Source organism: Mucilaginibacter sediminis (genome assembly GCF_051903035.1).
GTDB lineage: Bacteria > Bacteroidota > Bacteroidia > Sphingobacteriales > Sphingobacteriaceae > Mucilaginibacter.
Genome location: NZ_CP170602.1, coordinates 4,684,770 through 4,701,862, shown reverse-complemented (window position 1 = coordinate 4,701,862; position 17,093 = coordinate 4,684,770). Strand labels below are relative to the sequence as shown.

At 45.1% G+C, this 17,093-nt stretch carries 16 protein-coding genes and 1 pseudogene; 10 read left to right on the top strand and 7 right to left on the bottom strand.

Annotation, left to right across the window (positions count from 1 at the left end; genetic code table 11):
• Positions 1 to 4 precede the first annotated feature (4 nt).
• Entirely contained in the window at positions 5 to 994 is a 990-nt protein-coding gene (locus ACFGVS_RS19220; RefSeq protein ID WP_439695196.1) for a hypothetical protein, read from the top strand.
• 82 nt (positions 995 to 1,076) lie between these two features.
• Here the strand turns inward: ACFGVS_RS19220 and ACFGVS_RS19215 are convergent, their stop codons facing one another.
• Positions 1,077 to 1,301, bottom strand: coding sequence for a DUF4287 domain-containing protein (locus tag ACFGVS_RS19215; RefSeq protein WP_439695195.1), 225 nt, complete (start codon positions 1,299 to 1,301; stop codon positions 1,077 to 1,079).
• A 64-nt stretch (positions 1,302 to 1,365) separates the two neighbouring features.
• Positions 1,366 to 2,274, bottom strand: coding sequence for a class I SAM-dependent methyltransferase (locus tag ACFGVS_RS19210; protein WP_274210699.1), 909 nt, complete (start codon positions 2,272 to 2,274; stop codon positions 1,366 to 1,368).
• Positions 2,275 to 2,480: 206 nt separating this feature from the next.
• On the opposite strand from ACFGVS_RS19210, the gene ACFGVS_RS19205 reads away from it, so the two are divergent.
• From ACFGVS_RS19205 to ACFGVS_RS19195, 3 genes are all read left to right on the top strand, one after another.
• A complete protein-coding gene (locus ACFGVS_RS19205) occupies positions 2,481 to 3,854 on the top strand; it encodes a hypothetical protein (RefSeq protein WP_274210698.1) in 1,374 nt (457 codons plus the stop codon).
• A gap of 82 nt (positions 3,855 to 3,936) precedes the next feature.
• Positions 3,937 to 4,959 carry a nucleoside hydrolase gene (locus ACFGVS_RS19200; RefSeq protein WP_439695194.1) on the top strand — a complete coding sequence of 341 codons (1,023 nt, stop codon included), beginning with the start codon at positions 3,937 to 3,939 and terminating at the stop codon, positions 4,957 to 4,959.
• Positions 4,960 to 5,217: 258 nt separating this feature from the next.
• A complete protein-coding gene (locus ACFGVS_RS19195; protein ID WP_439695193.1) occupies positions 5,218 to 5,373 on the top strand; it encodes a lmo0937 family membrane protein in 156 nt (51 codons plus the stop codon).
• Between the two features lie 57 nt (positions 5,374 to 5,430).
• Here the strand turns inward: ACFGVS_RS19195 and ACFGVS_RS19190 are convergent, their stop codons facing one another.
• Entirely contained in the window at positions 5,431 to 6,195 is a 765-nt protein-coding gene (locus tag ACFGVS_RS19190; RefSeq protein ID WP_439695192.1) for an SDR family NAD(P)-dependent oxidoreductase, read from the bottom strand.
• A 190-nt stretch (positions 6,196 to 6,385) separates the two neighbouring features.
• On the opposite strand from ACFGVS_RS19190, the gene ACFGVS_RS19185 reads away from it, so the two are divergent.
• Positions 6,386 to 7,948, top strand: coding sequence for a M20/M25/M40 family metallo-hydrolase (locus tag ACFGVS_RS19185; protein WP_439695191.1), 1,563 nt, complete (start codon positions 6,386 to 6,388; stop codon positions 7,946 to 7,948).
• A gap of 158 nt (positions 7,949 to 8,106) precedes the next feature.
• On the opposite strand, the gene ACFGVS_RS19180 is transcribed toward ACFGVS_RS19185, so the two are convergent.
• Complete coding sequence (locus ACFGVS_RS19180) at positions 8,107 to 8,748, bottom strand: response regulator (RefSeq protein ID WP_090651525.1); 642 nt, start codon at positions 8,746 to 8,748, stop codon at positions 8,107 to 8,109.
• A gap of 288 nt (positions 8,749 to 9,036) precedes the next feature.
• Here ACFGVS_RS19180 and ACFGVS_RS19175 point away from each other — a divergent pair, with 288 nt between their 5' ends.
• The 3 genes from ACFGVS_RS19175 to ACFGVS_RS19165 all read left to right on the top strand — a co-directional run bounded on the left by ACFGVS_RS19175 (position 9,037) and on the right by ACFGVS_RS19165 (position 12,906).
• Positions 9,037 to 9,738, top strand: coding sequence for a hypothetical protein (locus tag ACFGVS_RS19175; protein ID WP_439695190.1), 702 nt, complete (start codon positions 9,037 to 9,039; stop codon positions 9,736 to 9,738).
• A 9-nt stretch (positions 9,739 to 9,747) separates the two neighbouring features.
• Positions 9,748 to 11,535, top strand: coding sequence for a hypothetical protein (locus ACFGVS_RS19170; protein ID WP_439695189.1), 1,788 nt, complete (start codon positions 9,748 to 9,750; stop codon positions 11,533 to 11,535).
• Between the two features lie 282 nt (positions 11,536 to 11,817).
• Positions 11,818 to 12,906 (top strand): TRADD-N-associated membrane domain-containing protein, encoded by a 1,089-nt coding sequence (locus ACFGVS_RS19165; RefSeq protein ID WP_439695188.1) that lies wholly within the window; start codon positions 11,818 to 11,820, stop codon positions 12,904 to 12,906.
• 158 nt (positions 12,907 to 13,064) lie between these two features.
• Here ACFGVS_RS19165 and ACFGVS_RS19160 read toward each other — a convergent pair whose 3' ends face one another.
• Both ACFGVS_RS19160 and ACFGVS_RS19155 read right to left on the bottom strand, forming a co-directional pair.
• Positions 13,065 to 13,925 (bottom strand): hypothetical protein, encoded by an 861-nt coding sequence (locus ACFGVS_RS19160; RefSeq protein ID WP_439695187.1) that lies wholly within the window; start codon positions 13,923 to 13,925, stop codon positions 13,065 to 13,067.
• Positions 13,926 to 14,023: 98 nt separating this feature from the next.
• Positions 14,024 to 14,509, bottom strand: a pseudogene (locus tag ACFGVS_RS19155) (ATP-binding protein); the annotation flags it as partial.
• A 35-nt stretch (positions 14,510 to 14,544) separates the two neighbouring features.
• Between ACFGVS_RS19155 and ACFGVS_RS19150 the strand changes: the two are divergent.
• Together ACFGVS_RS19150 and ACFGVS_RS19145 are read left to right on the top strand one after the other, a co-directional pair.
• Complete coding sequence (locus ACFGVS_RS19150) at positions 14,545 to 14,973, top strand: helix-turn-helix domain-containing protein (RefSeq protein ID WP_439695186.1); 429 nt, start codon at positions 14,545 to 14,547, stop codon at positions 14,971 to 14,973.
• A gap of 135 nt (positions 14,974 to 15,108) precedes the next feature.
• On the top strand, positions 15,109 to 16,647 hold the full coding sequence (locus tag ACFGVS_RS19145; RefSeq protein WP_439695185.1) for a YifB family Mg chelatase-like AAA ATPase: 1,539 nt from the start codon (positions 15,109 to 15,111) through the stop codon (positions 16,645 to 16,647).
• A gap of 15 nt (positions 16,648 to 16,662) precedes the next feature.
• Here the strand turns inward: ACFGVS_RS19145 and ACFGVS_RS19140 are convergent, their stop codons facing one another.
• The gene (locus ACFGVS_RS19140) at positions 16,663 to 16,941 is read right to left on the bottom strand and encodes a helix-turn-helix domain-containing protein (protein ID WP_439695184.1); all 279 of its coding nucleotides are present in this window, start codon (positions 16,939 to 16,941) and stop codon (positions 16,663 to 16,665) included.
• Positions 16,942 to 17,093: the final 152 nt, after the last annotated feature.

Here is a 17,093-nt window from a genome sequence, read left to right as displayed (position 1 = left end):
TAAAATGAATATTATTAAACATCTTACGAAGATATCCGTCTTTTTACTTTTCATAGCCGTATTGCAAAGCTGCGGCGGCCCCAGTGGTCCGGGCATTTATAAAAACGAAAAAATAAGTTCAGGCGATCAAAGCCGCTTTCATGATTTAAACGACAAACTGTTTGCCGCGCTGAAAACCAATGACGAACCCCAGCTGGAATACATTATGTCGCAGGATTTTATAGCTGTTACCAACAGGAAAAGAGTTGTTGAACTGGTAAGTAATCGTTTTAAGGAAGATGATTACAAGTTACTTGACGAGTACTACGTGGTTAATCGCTACATTCATGGCGATACCATTAAACCGGCCTTAACTGGTGGCAAATACACCGTTTACTGCCCCGGCGGTGTTAAAGAGATGTACATTGCCTTTTTTGTGCCCAAACACATTGCCAACCAGTATATGATAACCGCACTTTATTGCAAATACGATTATGGCTGGAAACTTAGCCAGCTGGAAACCAACGCCTATGCCAAAAACGGGAAAAGTATGACAGCGCTTTTAGCAGATGCTAAGGCTGCTTACACAAAAGGCTTCCTGGTTAACGCCCTGAATGACGGCGCTTCGGCTATCAATTGTTCAAGACCAAGCAGCCTCTGGAAATATGATAGTGAAGCCGAAGCCGGTGAGTTTTACAGCAACGTTTTAAACCAGGTATCTGCGAAGTATCGGGTTCCGTTGCCCATTAAAGGCGCGCCAACCCACCTTGAAATTATACGCATTTTTACCCAGGAAGATAAGGAAGGCACATTCCCGATGATATATTACCTAACCAATATTAAGCTAAGCGACACTACAGCTATCAAAAAAGAGAATGAAGTGATCAGGAAAGTGATAGACAAAACCATTCCCGGCATTGATAAGGATAATAAATATGTGCTATATTCTGCTTTTAACGAATGGCCAACGGGCGTTAAAACCGTCGAGCATTTTGATATGAAGCAAAAAATGTAATTAAGCAGAAGGCTTAAGGCGGAAATCTAAAAGCCAGATTGCAAAGAAAAGGAGCTATGGATAATAGTTCCTTTTTTGTTTGCTATTCGCTATCCTCGTTTTTAATACCTTTTAGCAAAGCATAAATAGCCATGGCATGGCCGTGGCCAAGGTCAAAGTCGGTTTTAAGCCAGATCACAATGTCGCCTGCTTTTGCTTTCAATTCGCCGTCTTGTGTAAAACCCTTTTCTTCAGCTATCGCCCTGAAGTCTGCCGGGCCTTTGCCTGTTTTGGTTTTGATGGTTTTTAAATATCCCTGGAATGACATAGTTGGTTATTTAGTATTGATTTATCGGGATAAATATAAAAAAACGACAATTGATGGGGCTGCATTAAAAAGCCTTGTTGGTAACCTCAACTAAATAAGTCAGCCCGGTTTCATCAACCTGCAATTTCACTGCATAGTTTTCCAGGCCGCTATCTGCCAGCAGGCGGTAAATATCCTGTTCTGTGCGTTCAATCAGGATCCAGTCTGATAGGTATTCCATGTAAATGCGGTAGGGATTATGGTGCTTAATGTTGGTGAAAAATATCTTCCCGCCCGCAGCCAGGTTTTGTTTTAAGGCAGATAAAACCCTGGTTATTGCCTTATCACTTAAGTAATCAAATACACCACCAATAATAATCAGGTCATATTGTTGGTTAAGCGTGCGGGCAATTTTATAAATGTTGCCATGAACGGCACTCACATTATACTTAATGGCTTCGAGGTTTTGCATCGAACAGGCCAACGCATCCCTATCCGCATCAACAATAGTAATATCAATTTGTGTACCCTTTATCAGGTCGATGTTTAAGCGGATATCTTCAGATGTGCCGCAACCTATCGACATAATACTTGCCAACGGATTGCCGGTTACAACTTTTTTTATCAGTGCCGATTGGTATTGCACCTTTTGAATATGCTGTTTGCAGATATCGGATGTTAAAAAGAAATCTTCCAGCAGGTGTCCGGTAGTGCCGGGAACAGCTTTGTTTTCGCCGGATATTAGATGGCCGATAGTCTCAAAATCGCCCTGGTATCCCCTGGGCCACTGCTGCGCCTTATTCACAAACGGCGAAGTAGCGGCAACGCTCCGGATGTTGGGGATCAGGTTGATAATATCTTCGCGGTGATTGCTTATTTCCAGGCCGTTCACCAGCTCTTTAAAATATTTGAAAAACAACTTAAGTGATCTGCCATCGATAGTGGCCACGGCGGCTACATTAGTATCCAGTTTTTTTAATTGCGCTACAGACATACGGGGTGTTTAATTATAGTGCAAGGTAGGCCGGGCTGGGTTAATTATGATAGTGGATTTTACGTGATTTGGCGTCCAAACATATCGTATTTGTACGGAATTTTCGCCGTCATACATCATTGACATTGTTGCTGGTAAATACTTACTGGATTGATTAAAACCCAGGTAAAGTTTAATTTTGTTCCAGCATACATTTACCACGCCATATGTCGAAAAATAAAAAAGGGAAAGTAGTACCATTAAAGCCGGTTCAGCTAAGTGCGGAAAAATATATAAAAACACAGGCGCGCCTGTTACCCATTGCCGAATGCATTATAAACGAAGATTGGGAAACCGCAGGGATAGCCAATATCCTTGTTGCCAGGAAGCACAAAAACGGCAATTTAACCATCGGACTATTTTTGGTTGATATGTATTGCCTTGGCCCTAAGGATGCATTATATGAGTTTAACCTGAGCCCGGAAAAATATGACGAGTGGAAAGACAAGTTGGCCTATGGGATAATAGCGTGCGACTATGTTTTAGCGCACAATATTATTTATGGCGCCGTTGCCTATGCCGAAGACTATGGTTTTAAACCGCATAAGGACTTTGAAATTGCTCAGTATATTTTAGAAGAGGACAGCGAGGATATTGAACTGATAGAAATAAAGTTTGGCGTGGATGGCATGCCCTGTTTTGTGCCCGGCCCTAATGACTCCGACCACAAGATTCAAACCATCATCAATACACTTAACCGCACCGCGGGCTACGGCAACTATACATTTTTGGGCGATGGCGATGACTGGGACGATTTTGACGACGAGGATTGGGATGATGACGATGAAGAAGAAGATGATGATGACGACGATTTTGACGAAATACAGGCTGGCATAAATGAACTGTTGCTGGATGGTTATGAAAAAATAAGCGCGGTATATGACGAAGTTTTGCGAACAGACGGTGCCAGGGAAGCGCTTAAACAACCTTTTATTGGCTTAAAATATCGCCTGAGCAACGATACCAAAGAAACAGCCTATATGAAATTTGATAGTGCGGCAGAAGAAAACGAATATTTCCGCCTGCTAAACCTGGCATCGGTTGACCATGAATATGACCTGGTAATAACGGGCGTACGAAAAGCCATTGCTAAATATACCGGTTCGGCACCATGGTATATGCTATGGCATTCGGCGCTCCAAGCCGACAGGCAGCATGATGAGAGCTATAGGATAGCCGAAGTGATGTACATTGCGTTTCCCGATTATTTGCCCGCCAAAGTGAGCTATGCCAATATGCTTATTGATACCGAAGAGCCGGAAGGCGTACTTGCTGTGTTTAACGGACAGCCAGACCTGGGATATGTTTATCCCGACCGTAAGGTATTTAACCTTACCGAAGCTGCAAATTACTATGCCTGTATGTGCCGCTATTTTACTGCGATTGATAATATCGACTCGGCCGATATGTATATGGAAGCCATCATCAAAAATGACCTGACCGATCAATTCGGTATCCAGGTGGCCATACGCCAGCTTTGCAAGGCAAAAATGGAAAAGCTTGGCATCTTAACAGATAACGAAACCGCCGATGATGAATAGGCTGTGCTAAATGATTTCAGGCCCGGTTATTTGAAAGGTAAAAGCATTATATTGCCGTTACCAATTAACAACCCTAAAAATCATGATCAAACGTATTATCCTTGTCTGCACGGTGCTTGTCTTTATAACCTTAGGTTTTGCTCTTGCTCAATCAACAGCCGGCAATAAGCCGGTTTCGCCGCGGATGCGGATTATCATTGATAACGATTTTAGCGGCGACCCGGACGGCTTATTTGCCCTTACGCATTTGATGTTATCGCAATCGGTAGATGTTAGGGGAATCATAGGCTCGCATCTTAAGGTGGGCGATGGTTTTGATCCTTCAAAAACCCAGGCAGACAATGCCGCAAAAAAAGCGGCAGAACTGTTAGTTATCCTGAAAATGAACGGGCGGGTGCCTGTAGTAGCCGGCTCAAACACCGGGATGCTAAACGATACCACCCCGGTTAAAAGTGCTGCAGTTGATATGATTATTAAAGAGGCCTTGCGGACCGATACGCAATTGCCACTATATGTAGTCTGTGGTGCCGGGCTTACCGAAATTGCATCTGCGGTTTTAACCAACCCAGCTATTGCCGGCAAGCTTACCCTGATATGGATAGGCGGTCCCGAATATGCCGACCTGGCTTTGCCCCCGCCAGGCTACTCTAACCCCGAATACAATTTAAATATTGATATTGCTGCAGCCCGCGCGGTTTTTAACCATTCGCAATTGAAGTTGTGGCAGGTGCCGCGCAATGCATACCGCCAGGCTTTGCTGCCGTATTCGCAGCTGCAACTCAAAATTAAGCCCCAGGGCGAGGCCGGTAAATATCTGGGTAATGTAATCGAAGCCCTGATGGCGCGCATTCAGCAATGGCATCTGAATATTGGCGAAACGTATGTTTTAGGAGATAGCCCCCTGGTATTACTCACAGCCCTGCAATCATCGTTTGAGGCCGATCCGTCAAGCAGCGAATATGTACTTAAAAATTGCCCGAAGATAAATGCGCAGGGTGGCTACGACTATAATGCCGGCGGCCGCAACATCCGGGTATACACCCGATTGGATATTAACCTGATGTTTAATGATTTCTTTGCGAAACTGGAGTTAAATAACAAATAACCCTTCTGGATTATCAAAAAAAGATAGTTTATAAATTACAAGATAAATTTATAAACTTAAAAATGTCGTTTATTCATATGCAGATCGATAAGTTGTATAGAATAATAACCTATTTACCTTGTTTTAAGTACAGCAAACAGGCAATGAAAGCGTTATTCCCGGCGATTTAAGGTAGAAAACAGAGTTGGTATTTAAATTGTAAATGATTTAATACATCATTTGAAAAACAATTTTTATAAACAATTAAAAAAATCTATCATGAATTCATTACTGTATATCATTGCCGTTATCCTGATCATAGGCTGGGCAATCGGCGCGTTTGTTTACTCTGTAGGTGGTTTAATCCACATCCTGTTGGTTATTGCTATAATAGCATTAGTACTCGGTTTTTTACGCAGGGATACGGCAATATAACCAGCTATTCTAAATAACATTCAACCCCGGTCTGCAAAACAGGCCGGGGTTATTTTTTTAACTGCGCAGGTACGATGCGCCGTTAATGTCAATTATACCGCCACTGCTAAATTCCATTTCCGGTGATGCGTAAATTGCTACCAACTTGGCCACCTCTTGGGTATTTGCCACGCGGCCAAAAGGGCTTTGGTTTTTTATTGCCTGCCCGGCCGGACTGTTCAAAATGTCGGCAGTCATATCTGTTTCTGTAAACCCTGGCGCTATAACATGTATGCTTACACCCTTTGGCGCCAATGCAATAGCCAATGATTGGCTCAGGGAGTTCAGCCCTGCCTTACTTGCACCATAAGCAGGGCAATCAGGCTCACCGCGGAATGCCCCACGGGATGAAATGTTCACTATTTTACCGCCGCCCTGCTCCGCCATCTGCCGGCCTGCAAAGTAACACAGGTTGGCAACACCCATCAGGTTAACATCAATGGTTTGTTTCCACATAGCCAGCCAGTGAGTATAATCAGCATCCATAATCTTGTGTTCCAGGAATACACCCGCATTGTTCACCAATACATCAATCCCGTTATGCTTTGCTATAAAAGCCTTCATAAAGGTTTCAACCGCGCTGGCATCCTGTATTGCCAATTGCCATGCACTGTGCCCGGTTCCCGGCAGCAAGGCAATTGTTTCTTCGGCGGCCTGCTGATTGCTTAAGTAGGTTATAGCAACCTGTGCACCCGCAGCTGCGAATAACTGCGCGCAAGCCCGCCCTATACCGCGCGATCCGCCCGTGATTAAAACCCTTTTGTTTGTAAAATCAAATGTCATGATAGTCTTGTTGCTTGGATAACAAATAACGGAAGCCTAAGTCATAAGCGCATCAAAATTTAAGTTTACGCTGTGGTTTTATGTAAAAAACATACTCAGTCCGGTCAAGGTTTCACATTTCCTGTACATAATTTAATCCGGCATTCATATCATCAAAAAAATCTCTACTTTTAACTATCACTTCCACATTATGAAATACTTCAGCTTTAAAACGATACTGAGCCTTAGCCTTTTTGCCTGCACGGCAACTTATGCGCAGCAGGAAACCATTGATACAGCGGCCTTCCGTAAAATCAGGAACGCCGAGCTTAACAGTTCCCAAATTCCGCAAATTGCGCATTACCTTACAGATGTTTCGGGGCCAAGGCTCACCAATTCGCCCGGCTACAAGCGGGCCGCCACCTGGGCTGTTGAAACTATGAAAAAATGGGGCTTAACCAATGCTAAAATGGAGCCCTGGGGCGAATTTGGCAAGCAATGGGAGGTGCAGGATTTTAGCATATCAATGCGTGCTCCGTATGTGCAATCTGTACGGGCATATCCAGGCCCATGGAGCGCTAATACCAAAGGCTTACAGCAGGGGCAGGTAATACTGCTTACACCTGCAAACGCCATGGATACCGCTTACCTGGCCAGCCATGCAGCCGATTTTAAAGGCAAATTTGTGTTGGTAACCGGCGGTGCCGCCAGTAGCGCCGAAAGATTTGAACCATCGGCAACCCGATTGGCAGATACTGCCCTGGCTAATCTTAAAGATGCCTACATGATTGATAAATCGACGATACAGATGTATAAAGGCTACTTCAAAATTTTTGCGAAGGTTGATGAATTGCTTAAATCATCCGGTGCGCTGGCCCACATTACTACCGGCAGCAATAACCATAACGGAACCGTGGTTGTGCAGGGTTATGGCGGTTACAAAACAACCGCGGCCGAAACCGTACCCAAAGTAACCATGTCGGCCGAAGACGGGCAAAAAATAAAAAGGCTCATCCTATCCGGCCACAAAGTAGAATTGGCTTTAAATATCAGCGGCAACCTCACAACCGATGATCCCAAAGGCTACAACGTGGTTGCCGAAATTCCTGGCACCGATGCTAAACTGAAACCCCAGCTGGTAATGCTTGGCGGCCATCTTGATTCATGGCAGGCCGCCACGGGTGCCACTGATAACGCCGCCGGCTGTATTGTGATGATGGAGGCCGTGAGATTGCTGGATTCATTGGGACTTAAACCTAAACGAACCATCCGTATAGCCCTTTGGAGCGGTGAAGAACAGGGCTTGTTAGGTTCTTTTAATTATGCAAAAAAACATTTTATGGATGGTACAACATTCGCCCTAAAACCCGAACAAGCAAAAGTATCAGCCTATTTTAACCTTGATAACGGCACCGGCAAAATAAGGGGTATTTATGCCCAAAATAACCAGGCTGTAAAACCCATATTTACGGAATGGTTTAAGCCATTTGCCGATCTGGGTGCCCAAACCGTAACTATGAGCAACACTGGCTCAACAGACCACCTCAGTTTCGATTGGGCGGGCATCCCCGGTTTTCAGTTTGTGCAGGATCCTATTGATTACGAAACCCGCACTCATCACAGCAACCTGGACGATTATGACCACCTGATAATTGACGACCTTAAACAAGCTGCCATCATTGTGGCCTCGTTTGTATACCAAACCGCCACCCGCCCCGATATGCTGCCCCGCAAACCGCTGATTAAAGAAAATTTTGTGTTTGATGGGTTTTAGGGATGAATGAAAACCAGCATTTAAAAAATGCCGGCGGGTTATTTTGCTTCAACAGCAGTTTAAAAGATAACCGTTAACATCCGTGTGCATTCACCATATCCCGAAATTTCCCCAACCCGCTTATGATGCTGTCACTTTACCTGCAAACTTACCCCCCTTTACAAATTATACTGCAATATAAACTTCGTAAGTTCCACCGGGTTTTTCAGATTCAGTTTTTGCATGATGTTTTTGCGGTGTGTTTCAACAGTATAAATGCTTAAGTGCAGGTGATTGGCCATTTGCTGGTTGGTATAGTCCTGCTTGATAAATTGCAGCAATTCGGTTTCTCTTTTCGTAAGCTGAAATTGCTTTAAAAAAGGGTCGGCGTCATCAAATGTGGAGTTAACAACCGGCGGTTTGTACGGAAAGCATTGCTGCCCCTGGGCTACTTGCCGCATTACCCTCAATAGCTCCTCTTTTTCGGCATTTTTAAACAGGTAACCATCGGCGCCGGTGGCCTTTGCTTTTTCAATAAGGTGTTGTTCGTTATAGGTAGATAGCATTACCACCTTTATTTTGGGATAGTAAGACTTTATCCGTTTAAGCACCTCGAAGCCATTAATGCCCGGCATGTTAATATCAAGCAATACCAGCGTGGGCGTATGAGTATGCAGCAACCCCAACACCTCTTTCCCATTTGCCGCCGTATTCATGATCTCAATATCCGGCTCATTTTGCAATAACATGCTGAGCCCGTTTATAAATAATGTATGATCATCTGCTATGATCACTGATAGTTTTTCAGTTGTCATTTCCATCGTACTAATTACTTGTAAACCTATGTTTTATTACCGCCGCAAAAAATACAAACAGCTTTGTATTGCACGCCTTGCCGCCACCCCATAAAATTGTATCGTTAAAAACAACTAATAATTGCACCGGAAAGCAGCACTGTTGTAGCCTTAACAAACGGTACAAGATACACAAACAACTAATACGTTAAACCCCAAAGCCATGGAATATATCCTTGTAACAATAGCAATAATGCTGATATGCATCACGGCGCTTACCCGACAAAATAAAAACACCTATTAAACCCAATACCAATGAAAACCTTTATCTCCACTCTTTTAACCATGTTTTTTTACATTGTTGCCTATGCACAGCAAAGTAACACCAAAACGGAAACCGGCAGCGGCAATACCGCGCAGTTTGTTTCGCCCATATCCTTACAGGTACTTGTTGGCAGCCAGGGCATAGGCGCCGATGTGAAATATGGTTTTTTGCCAAAATTATCCGGCCGGCTTGGCTTTGGTATCATCCCGATAAATGCAAACAGGGGCTTCCAGTTTTTCGGTTTCCCGGTACAGGGGCAGTTTTCAACCAGTTTCTCTAATGTTCATTTGCTGGCCGATTATTCGCCTTTTAATACCAATAGCTTCCGGCTGGTAGGCGGTGCCTCATATATTACACAAGGTAAGGCAACTGCCGTTATTACACCATCTGGTGGTTATAACATCGGGAGCCAATCGCTCACCAAAGATCAGATTGGTGTGCTGCAGGCCGATGTTACGTGGAAAGGTGTTGCGCCTTACCTGGGCATCGCCCTTTTTAAAGGATTTCCGGGCCGGCTTTTAAATGTAAACCTTGATGTTGGTACATATTACCTATCCAGGCCAGGCACTTCGTTTACGGGCACAAAGCTACTATCAGATAACGACGCCAATAATATACAATTCAATAAAAATATGCAGGGCTATCGTTGGATGCCTGTTGTTCAGCTCAATTTTAATTTACGAATCAGATAAAATATCATCATGAAAAACACCTTTAAACTCCACTCACAAATTAACCCGGCAAAACAGGGTAGTGCGCTTATTAATATTTTTTTAATGATTGCGTGCATGGTACTGGTACTAACCCTGAATAGCTGCCGGAAACCCAATGAAGGCATAGCACTCACCATTAACGAAACCACGCTTACCAAAGCGCCTGTGTTATTACGTTTTGCCAACGCTAATGCAAATTCCACTAATCAGCCCGGCGATTTTGATGTTAAAATAACCGGCAGAGATGCAGCACTGGTACAAATGGACGGTGGATCGACCAGCGATTTTAAGGCCTCGCATGGCTTTTTACCTTTATCGCTTACCGCCAACGCTGCTCCCTCTCCTTCGTCGCCGGTAACATTCAATGTATCGGCCGATATCCCAGGGTATGCGCCCATAGTGCAAACCGTTACCATTACAAAAGATAGTGCAAAAATTGTTGATGTTGGCGTGGTTGAATATGCCAACCCACCAGCAGGTACATCTGTTTTGGCAACTACCACACCCTTATCCAACGGCGTATCTGCCGGGGCAACCCTTAACCTGCCGCAACGGTCGGGCATGGTTGAAACGGCACAGATTAAAATTTTACCCGGCACAGAAATGCTTGATGCAGATGGCTCGGCTATAAACGCATCGGCGTTAACATCCAATATTGTTGATTTCAGCGCCGTTTCTACAACTTCATACGGAGCCTTTCCCGGAGGTTTTAGCCCTACCAATGTGATAGATAAGGCGGGCAACCAGGTTAATGGCGGCAATGCCATCAACTTTGTGTCGGCGGGTTTATTGTCCATTAAAATGTCGGCTGCCGGTACACAGGTAAGGCATTTTTCGCAGCCTATACAGGTGAGTATGAAGCTGGATCCTAACACCACAAACTTTATTACCGGCAATAATATTAAAGCCGGCGACACCGTGCCGCTATGGAGCCTTACCGAAGAAACCGGGCAATGGAAAAGCGAAGGCGATGTAACTATAACTAATGATAGCAGCGGCAACCTTATTGCCAATTTTGAAACCTCGCATCTGTGCTGCTTTAACCTTGATTGGAGTTGGGCGGTGGCCGGGCATCCATACGGCACCTGTTTTACGCCGCTAACCGTGCGCATTCACTGCGGGGCGGGCAACAGCGGTATTTATGATGTAACCATTGTTACACCCAACAACCAATACCTGGCCGGCGCCCATGGCGAATTTGTACACGATGGCGATGTAGTAGTATTTCCATATGTGCCCAGCATTGCGCAATGCAAGGTTGTTATCAGCAGCTTTAACTTATACCTTAACCCGCGGCTGCCCATACTTGCACAAACCGGCCTGTTTAACCCATGCAGCCAGGGTTCTGTCGATTTGAGTTTTGGTAGCCCGGCTACGCCTTCGCTCATCAATGTTACCCTTAATATGCAGGGCTATTGCAGCAATAAAAACATCAACTTGTTACCTTCAGGCTGGTTTTTCCTTTACGATGTTGGTGCAGCGCGGCTCAATCAAAACGCATGGACTTACGCCTACGTAAACCGGGGCGTTATCCAATATGCTTTTGGCGCAGGTATTACAGGCAGCAATGGCAGGTATAGCATTAAATTATTTAACGGCGATCAATATTACATGTACGCTTACAATAGCTACGTATGGTACCAAACATCGGTGTTTACCATGGCGCCGCGAAACTTCACTTTACCGTCTGCAAGCGGTATAAATGGCTCGGCTATTTATGATGCAGGCAGCAATACCCTAAACATCACTGCTAAATTTAGCGTGCGCTGTCATTAAAAGAAATTGGCCGTTAGGTTAATAAATAGGGGAGAGGCCCCGTCAATAGAAATATTGCGGGGCTTTGTTGTTTTTTAGGATGACAAGGCGATATATCAACAGGCTGGCCGATGATTGTGCTTTGATGATTTGCGAACGATTTTTTATCGCGCTCAAGGGTGGGATAAAATCACTTTCGTTTATTTATATCCTCTGTTACAATTTGTTATGATTATTGTTGAACAAAAAAATGTACCTTTAAACAGCCCATTTCGTTACAAGTATACCTAATCTTCACAGCTCATGGCCCAACCACTTAACGCCCCCTCAATACAACAGTCCACCAAGCCTGTAAGGTCGGTACTTCAATACATGCGGATGGCTTACCGGATACAAATGCTTACGATTATATTGGGTATCGTATTTTATCTGCTGGCCTCTTATTTCAGGGTGAACTATATTTTTGAAAAATCGAGGTCAATAGACCTTATTTTGTCTACAAACAAGGTACTTGCCAGGCATCTTAACAAAAAGCTCACGCCCCAATATATTGATAGCGTACGTACAGATATGACGCATGAAATGGCTCACGGCGGCTACATGGCAATACCGATAGACCGCTTTATGACAACAGATAGCGTTATCCGCATGGATAATGATAAGCAGGTGATTGAAAGTTTAAGCAAACTTTCAGATACGGCAGGCTATAATCCCAATGAATTGACCGATAGGGTGCAAAATACGGTATCAAAATCCTTTTTTAACAAGTATGGCCTCAGCCAGTTTATAACCGGCGGTAATTGGTGGTCGCCATGGGCAACGCCAATTGCGGTATTTTTAGGTGTCGACATTTTTTTGCTGTTGATAACCGGGTACCGGATAAGTCTGGAGCGCGACAAAGCCGAACGCGCCAGGGCTCAGCTAAATGCCAGTAATAACCCAAAGGATATCAGGCTGAGCTGGGTATCGGCCCAAACTACCCTTGATACCTACTACCGCCGTAACCTGGAACAAAATACCTGGACTTTTATACTGAGCGTTATTGTAATGGTCATCGGTTTTATACTGATATTTTGGGGCATTGGTAAGGCTATCAGCGGCGATAGCACCGATAAAAACACATCGTTGGTATCCATTTTGTCAACATCGGCAGGCATAATTACCCAGTTAATTGGCGGCACATTTTTAGCCATATACAACTCTACTTTAAAACAGGCGCTTGATTATACCACCAACCTGCAAAAAACAAGTACAGTAGGTACATCCCTGGCCATACTAAACAGTATTGAAATAGACGACGAAGATGTAATGCTTGCCGACCCAACTATCGCCGGCAAGCTTGTCGATGCCAAAATAGAAATAGCCAAGCAACTGATTGAGCAATCGAAGTGAGGTATTAGTATTCTTAATTGTACAAAGTGGTCCGAAGTTTCATTACCTGCTAGTGAGGTGATATAAATGTAATAAAAAGTCTCAAATCTTTCGAATTGAGACTTTGCCACAGTGATAGTAAATTTAAATAGCTTGCTGTTAAAAGCAGCGATAATACCTTACAATTTCGAATCGGACTTTTTTACCATCTTAGGTAAATCTTTTTGCAGCGCGTTCATCAGTTCTGTCAATGCACTTTCGCACATTGGCAATATTTTTTCAGCAGTCAAAACAGGTACACCGCCAATAAGCGCGCTCCCACCTTTTGATTTTGCGTCTTCTTTGATAGAAAACACTTTATCTCCTGCTTTATTGAACAGTGCAATATTGGCATGGGCATTAACTTTAACTACACCCATTCCGCCAAAACCAATTTTAACCAGGTCAAAATCAATATAAACTTTCATAACGCCATCGGCCTGGCTAAATATCTTAAGCAAAGCATCTTCGTTGCTATGCCCCATTAAAGGTAGTACCACTTTATAGCCTTCAATAGCTATATTATAATTGTCTTTCAAAACCCCGCCTGTTGCTTCGCCCGCCGGGGTAAATGCTTTATAGTCGGCATTAGTAATCACCTGCGTCTCTGGCAAAAGCTCAAAAGGAAATTCTTTTGAATAGGTGTTAAAAAATTGATCATGAAAATTCACCAGAAGTGGTGACATGTTAAAATTAGGATCGTCAACAAGTTTAGAAACAGCAATGGTAGCAGCTGAGCCAAAATCGGCAACGCCAATTTTCTTCACAGCATAAAAAGTAACCACAGCTACTTTTTTACTTTGCGCATAGCTAAATGTAATGCACAGCATTAAAAGCAAAGACAGAATTGATAGTTTTTTCATTTTGATTAAAAAGTTTGATTGATTGAGTTGAGCGCAGGTCAATAAGGTTCGGTTTTGGCGTCTAATATAAAGAAAACATCCAATATACACGCCAGTTGCTTTCCTGTTTTTTTTAAGGAGAAGCAAAATAATTTCCAAACCGCATATCAGATATAAAGCATTAATGAAGATTAACCCGCGCAGTTTGATATCTACAATATAGACTATTTTACCTTAAGCCTCTGTTTTAACTATAATTACCCAGCCCAGCCCTCTCTATCCAAACTCCTGAAATGAATAGCCTCGGCCAGGTGTTCCAGTTTAATTTCTTCGCTGGCGGCAAGGTCGGCAATGGTGCGGGCCACTTTCAGGATGCGGTCATAGGCGCGGGCGCTCAGGCCAAGCTTTTCCATGGCTTTTTTCAGGAGGGTTTGGCCGGCGGCATCTATTTTGCACAAGTCGCGTACCATCTGGGGGCTCATTTGGGCGTTGGCATGTAAATCGGGGCGGTTGCCAAAGCGTTCTATCTGAATTTCGCGGGCTTTGATTACGCGTTCTCGGATGTTTTCACTTTTTTCGGCCAGCCTGTCTGACGATAGTTCGTTGAAATTAACCGGGGTAACCTCCACATGCAGGTCGATTCTGTCCAACAACGGGCCGGATATTTTGCTCAGGTATTTTTGCACCATTCCCGGCGGGCAAATACATTCTTTTTCGGGATGGTTGTAATAGCCGCAGGGGCATCCCTGTGAGAACGTTTCTTCCATCCCGTAAAATAGTGAAAAAACCTAATGTTCCCCAATACAATCCAAACCCGAAGACTATCGGCGAACACATCAGGAAAAGGCGAATTGAAGGCGGGCTGTTGCAGAAGCAGGTTGCCGCACAGTTTGGCATTTCCGAGGACACGCTAACATACTGGGAAAACGAGCGGTCTCAACCACAAGTGCACCACTATCCCGCGATTATTTCCTTTCTCGACTATTACCCTTTTGACCACGAAACCGATAGTCTCGCAGGAAAGTTGAAACAGATACGACACTGTTATGGACTTAACTTCAAGCAGTGCGCAAGTCGTTTAGCAGTGTCCGTTGATGCGGTCAAGCGATGGGAGTACGGGAAGCCGGTGGCGTACCCAAGCACAAGACAACTGATCGAAACCGTATGGCAACAATTGCCCAATTGCCTACCTCAACACCCCTCATAGGGGTGTTTTTTTGATATGCATTTGCGCTTCACGGTCGACCTGGGTACAGGAATATGAAGCATCCTAATTGGTCTGCTCCACCGCGCTTCAAATCGCAAAAAAAATCTATCTTGTGCGCAATTAAACCTCATCATTGTGTTAGTTAAAACTTACGGCAGCGCAGTATTCGGGATAGAGGCGATCACCATCACCGTGGAGGTCAACATCGCGCCCGGTACCAAGTATTTTATTGTTGGATTGCCCGATGTGGCGATCAAGGAAAGCTATTTTCGCATTGATTCGGCGCTGCGCAACTGTAGCTTCAAGATGCCCCGGCAGCAGGTAGTGGTCAATATGGCTCCGGCCGACATCAAAAAGGAAGGCTCCGCCTATGACCTCACCATAGCCACCGCGGTGCTTGCCGCATCGGGACAGTTGGAATCGGAGCAATTGGAAAAATATGTCATCATGGGCGAACTGTCGCTTGACGGCGGGTTGCAACCTATCAAAGGAGCGTTGCCGATTGCCATTCAGGCGCGCAGGGAAGGCTTTGCGGGATTCATTCTGCCGAAGCAGAATGCGCGTGAGGCTGCCATCGTAAACGGCCTCGCCGTGTACGGTGTCGAGACGATAAAGGAAGTCGCCGGGTTCTTTAACGGCACGGCACAACTGGAGCAAACAGTGGTAAATACCCGAGACGAGTTTTACAACAGCCTGGGCAGTTACGACAGCGATTTCAGCGACGTGCGGGGGCAGGAAAATATCAAGCGGGCATTGGAGATAGCCGCAGCCGGAGGCCACAATGTTATCCTTATTGGCCCACCGGGTGCCGGAAAGACGATGCTTGCCAAGCGGTTGCCCTCTATCTTGCCGCCGCTCAGTCTTCACGAATCATTGGAAACTACCAAAATACATTCGGTGGCCGGGAAACTGGCTGCATCCGATGCGTTAGTTACCATCCGCCCGTTCCGCTCTCCGCACCATACCATTTCGGACGTGGCCTTAGTCGGCGGCGGAAGCAATCCCCAGCCGGGCGAAATATCACTTGCCCACAACGGTGTGCTGTTTCTTGACGAGCTGCCCGAATTTAAGCGCAGTGCGCTTGAGGTGATGCGCCAGCCGCTCGAGGAACGGCGGGTGACCATTTCGCGAGCCAAGTTTTCAGTCGACTATCCGGCAAGCGTGATGCTGGTAGCAAGCATGAATCCGTGTCCGTGCGGGTTTCATAATCACCCGGACCGGGAATGCTCGTGCCCTCCGGGCATGGTGCAAAAATACCTGAGCAAGATTTCGGGGCCGCTGCTTGACCGCATCGACCTCCACGTGGAAGTGACACCGGTAAACTTTGCCGAACTGTCGTCCGACCGTCTGTCCGAGGAAAGCGCCCAAATCCGGGAGCGGGTAATTAAAGCCAGGGATATCCAGATAGAGCGTTTTGGCAACAAGCCTGACCTGCATGCCAACGCCCAGATGAGCCCGCAAATGGTGCGCAGTATCTGCAAGATAAGCGAGGCCGGACAAAACCTGCTTAAAAAAGCAATGGAAAAGCTCGGCCTTTCCGCCCGCGCCTATGACCGCATTCTCAAGGTGTCCCGCACCATTGCCGACTTGGCCGGGAGCGAGGACATCAAGATGGAGCATTTGGCTGAGGCCATTCACTTTAGGAGTTTGGATAGAGAGGGCTGGGCAAGTTGACGGCACAATGCGCTATTACCCGATTCGGGTGTTTTGCTTTTCGGAATTGCCGTCGCCCTTATTATCCGGAATCTCCCCCAAGAGTTCAGAGGCTGTCATATCGAGCACTTGCATTATGGCAACCAAAGCATCTAACCGGGTATGAATTGCTCCCTGCTCAATGTTTCTCAACTTGAGAGGTTTGATGCCCGTCATAGTGGAAAACTCTTGCAGGCTGTAGCCGCGCTGCTCTCTTTCATACGTCAGCTTTTTGCCAAATTGTTCAAACAAGTGTTGTTTTTCGATGTCGTTCATGGTTAGTATTAAGACAGTATAAATAACAAGAGCCGAAGTCTCGCACCCGGCTCTTGTAAACCTAAACCTTATCACAATGCAGGCGAGGTGCCTGCTTGAATGTCAAATATACGTGTTAATTCTGTTTTTAGTTTGTAATAAGTATGTGTTAA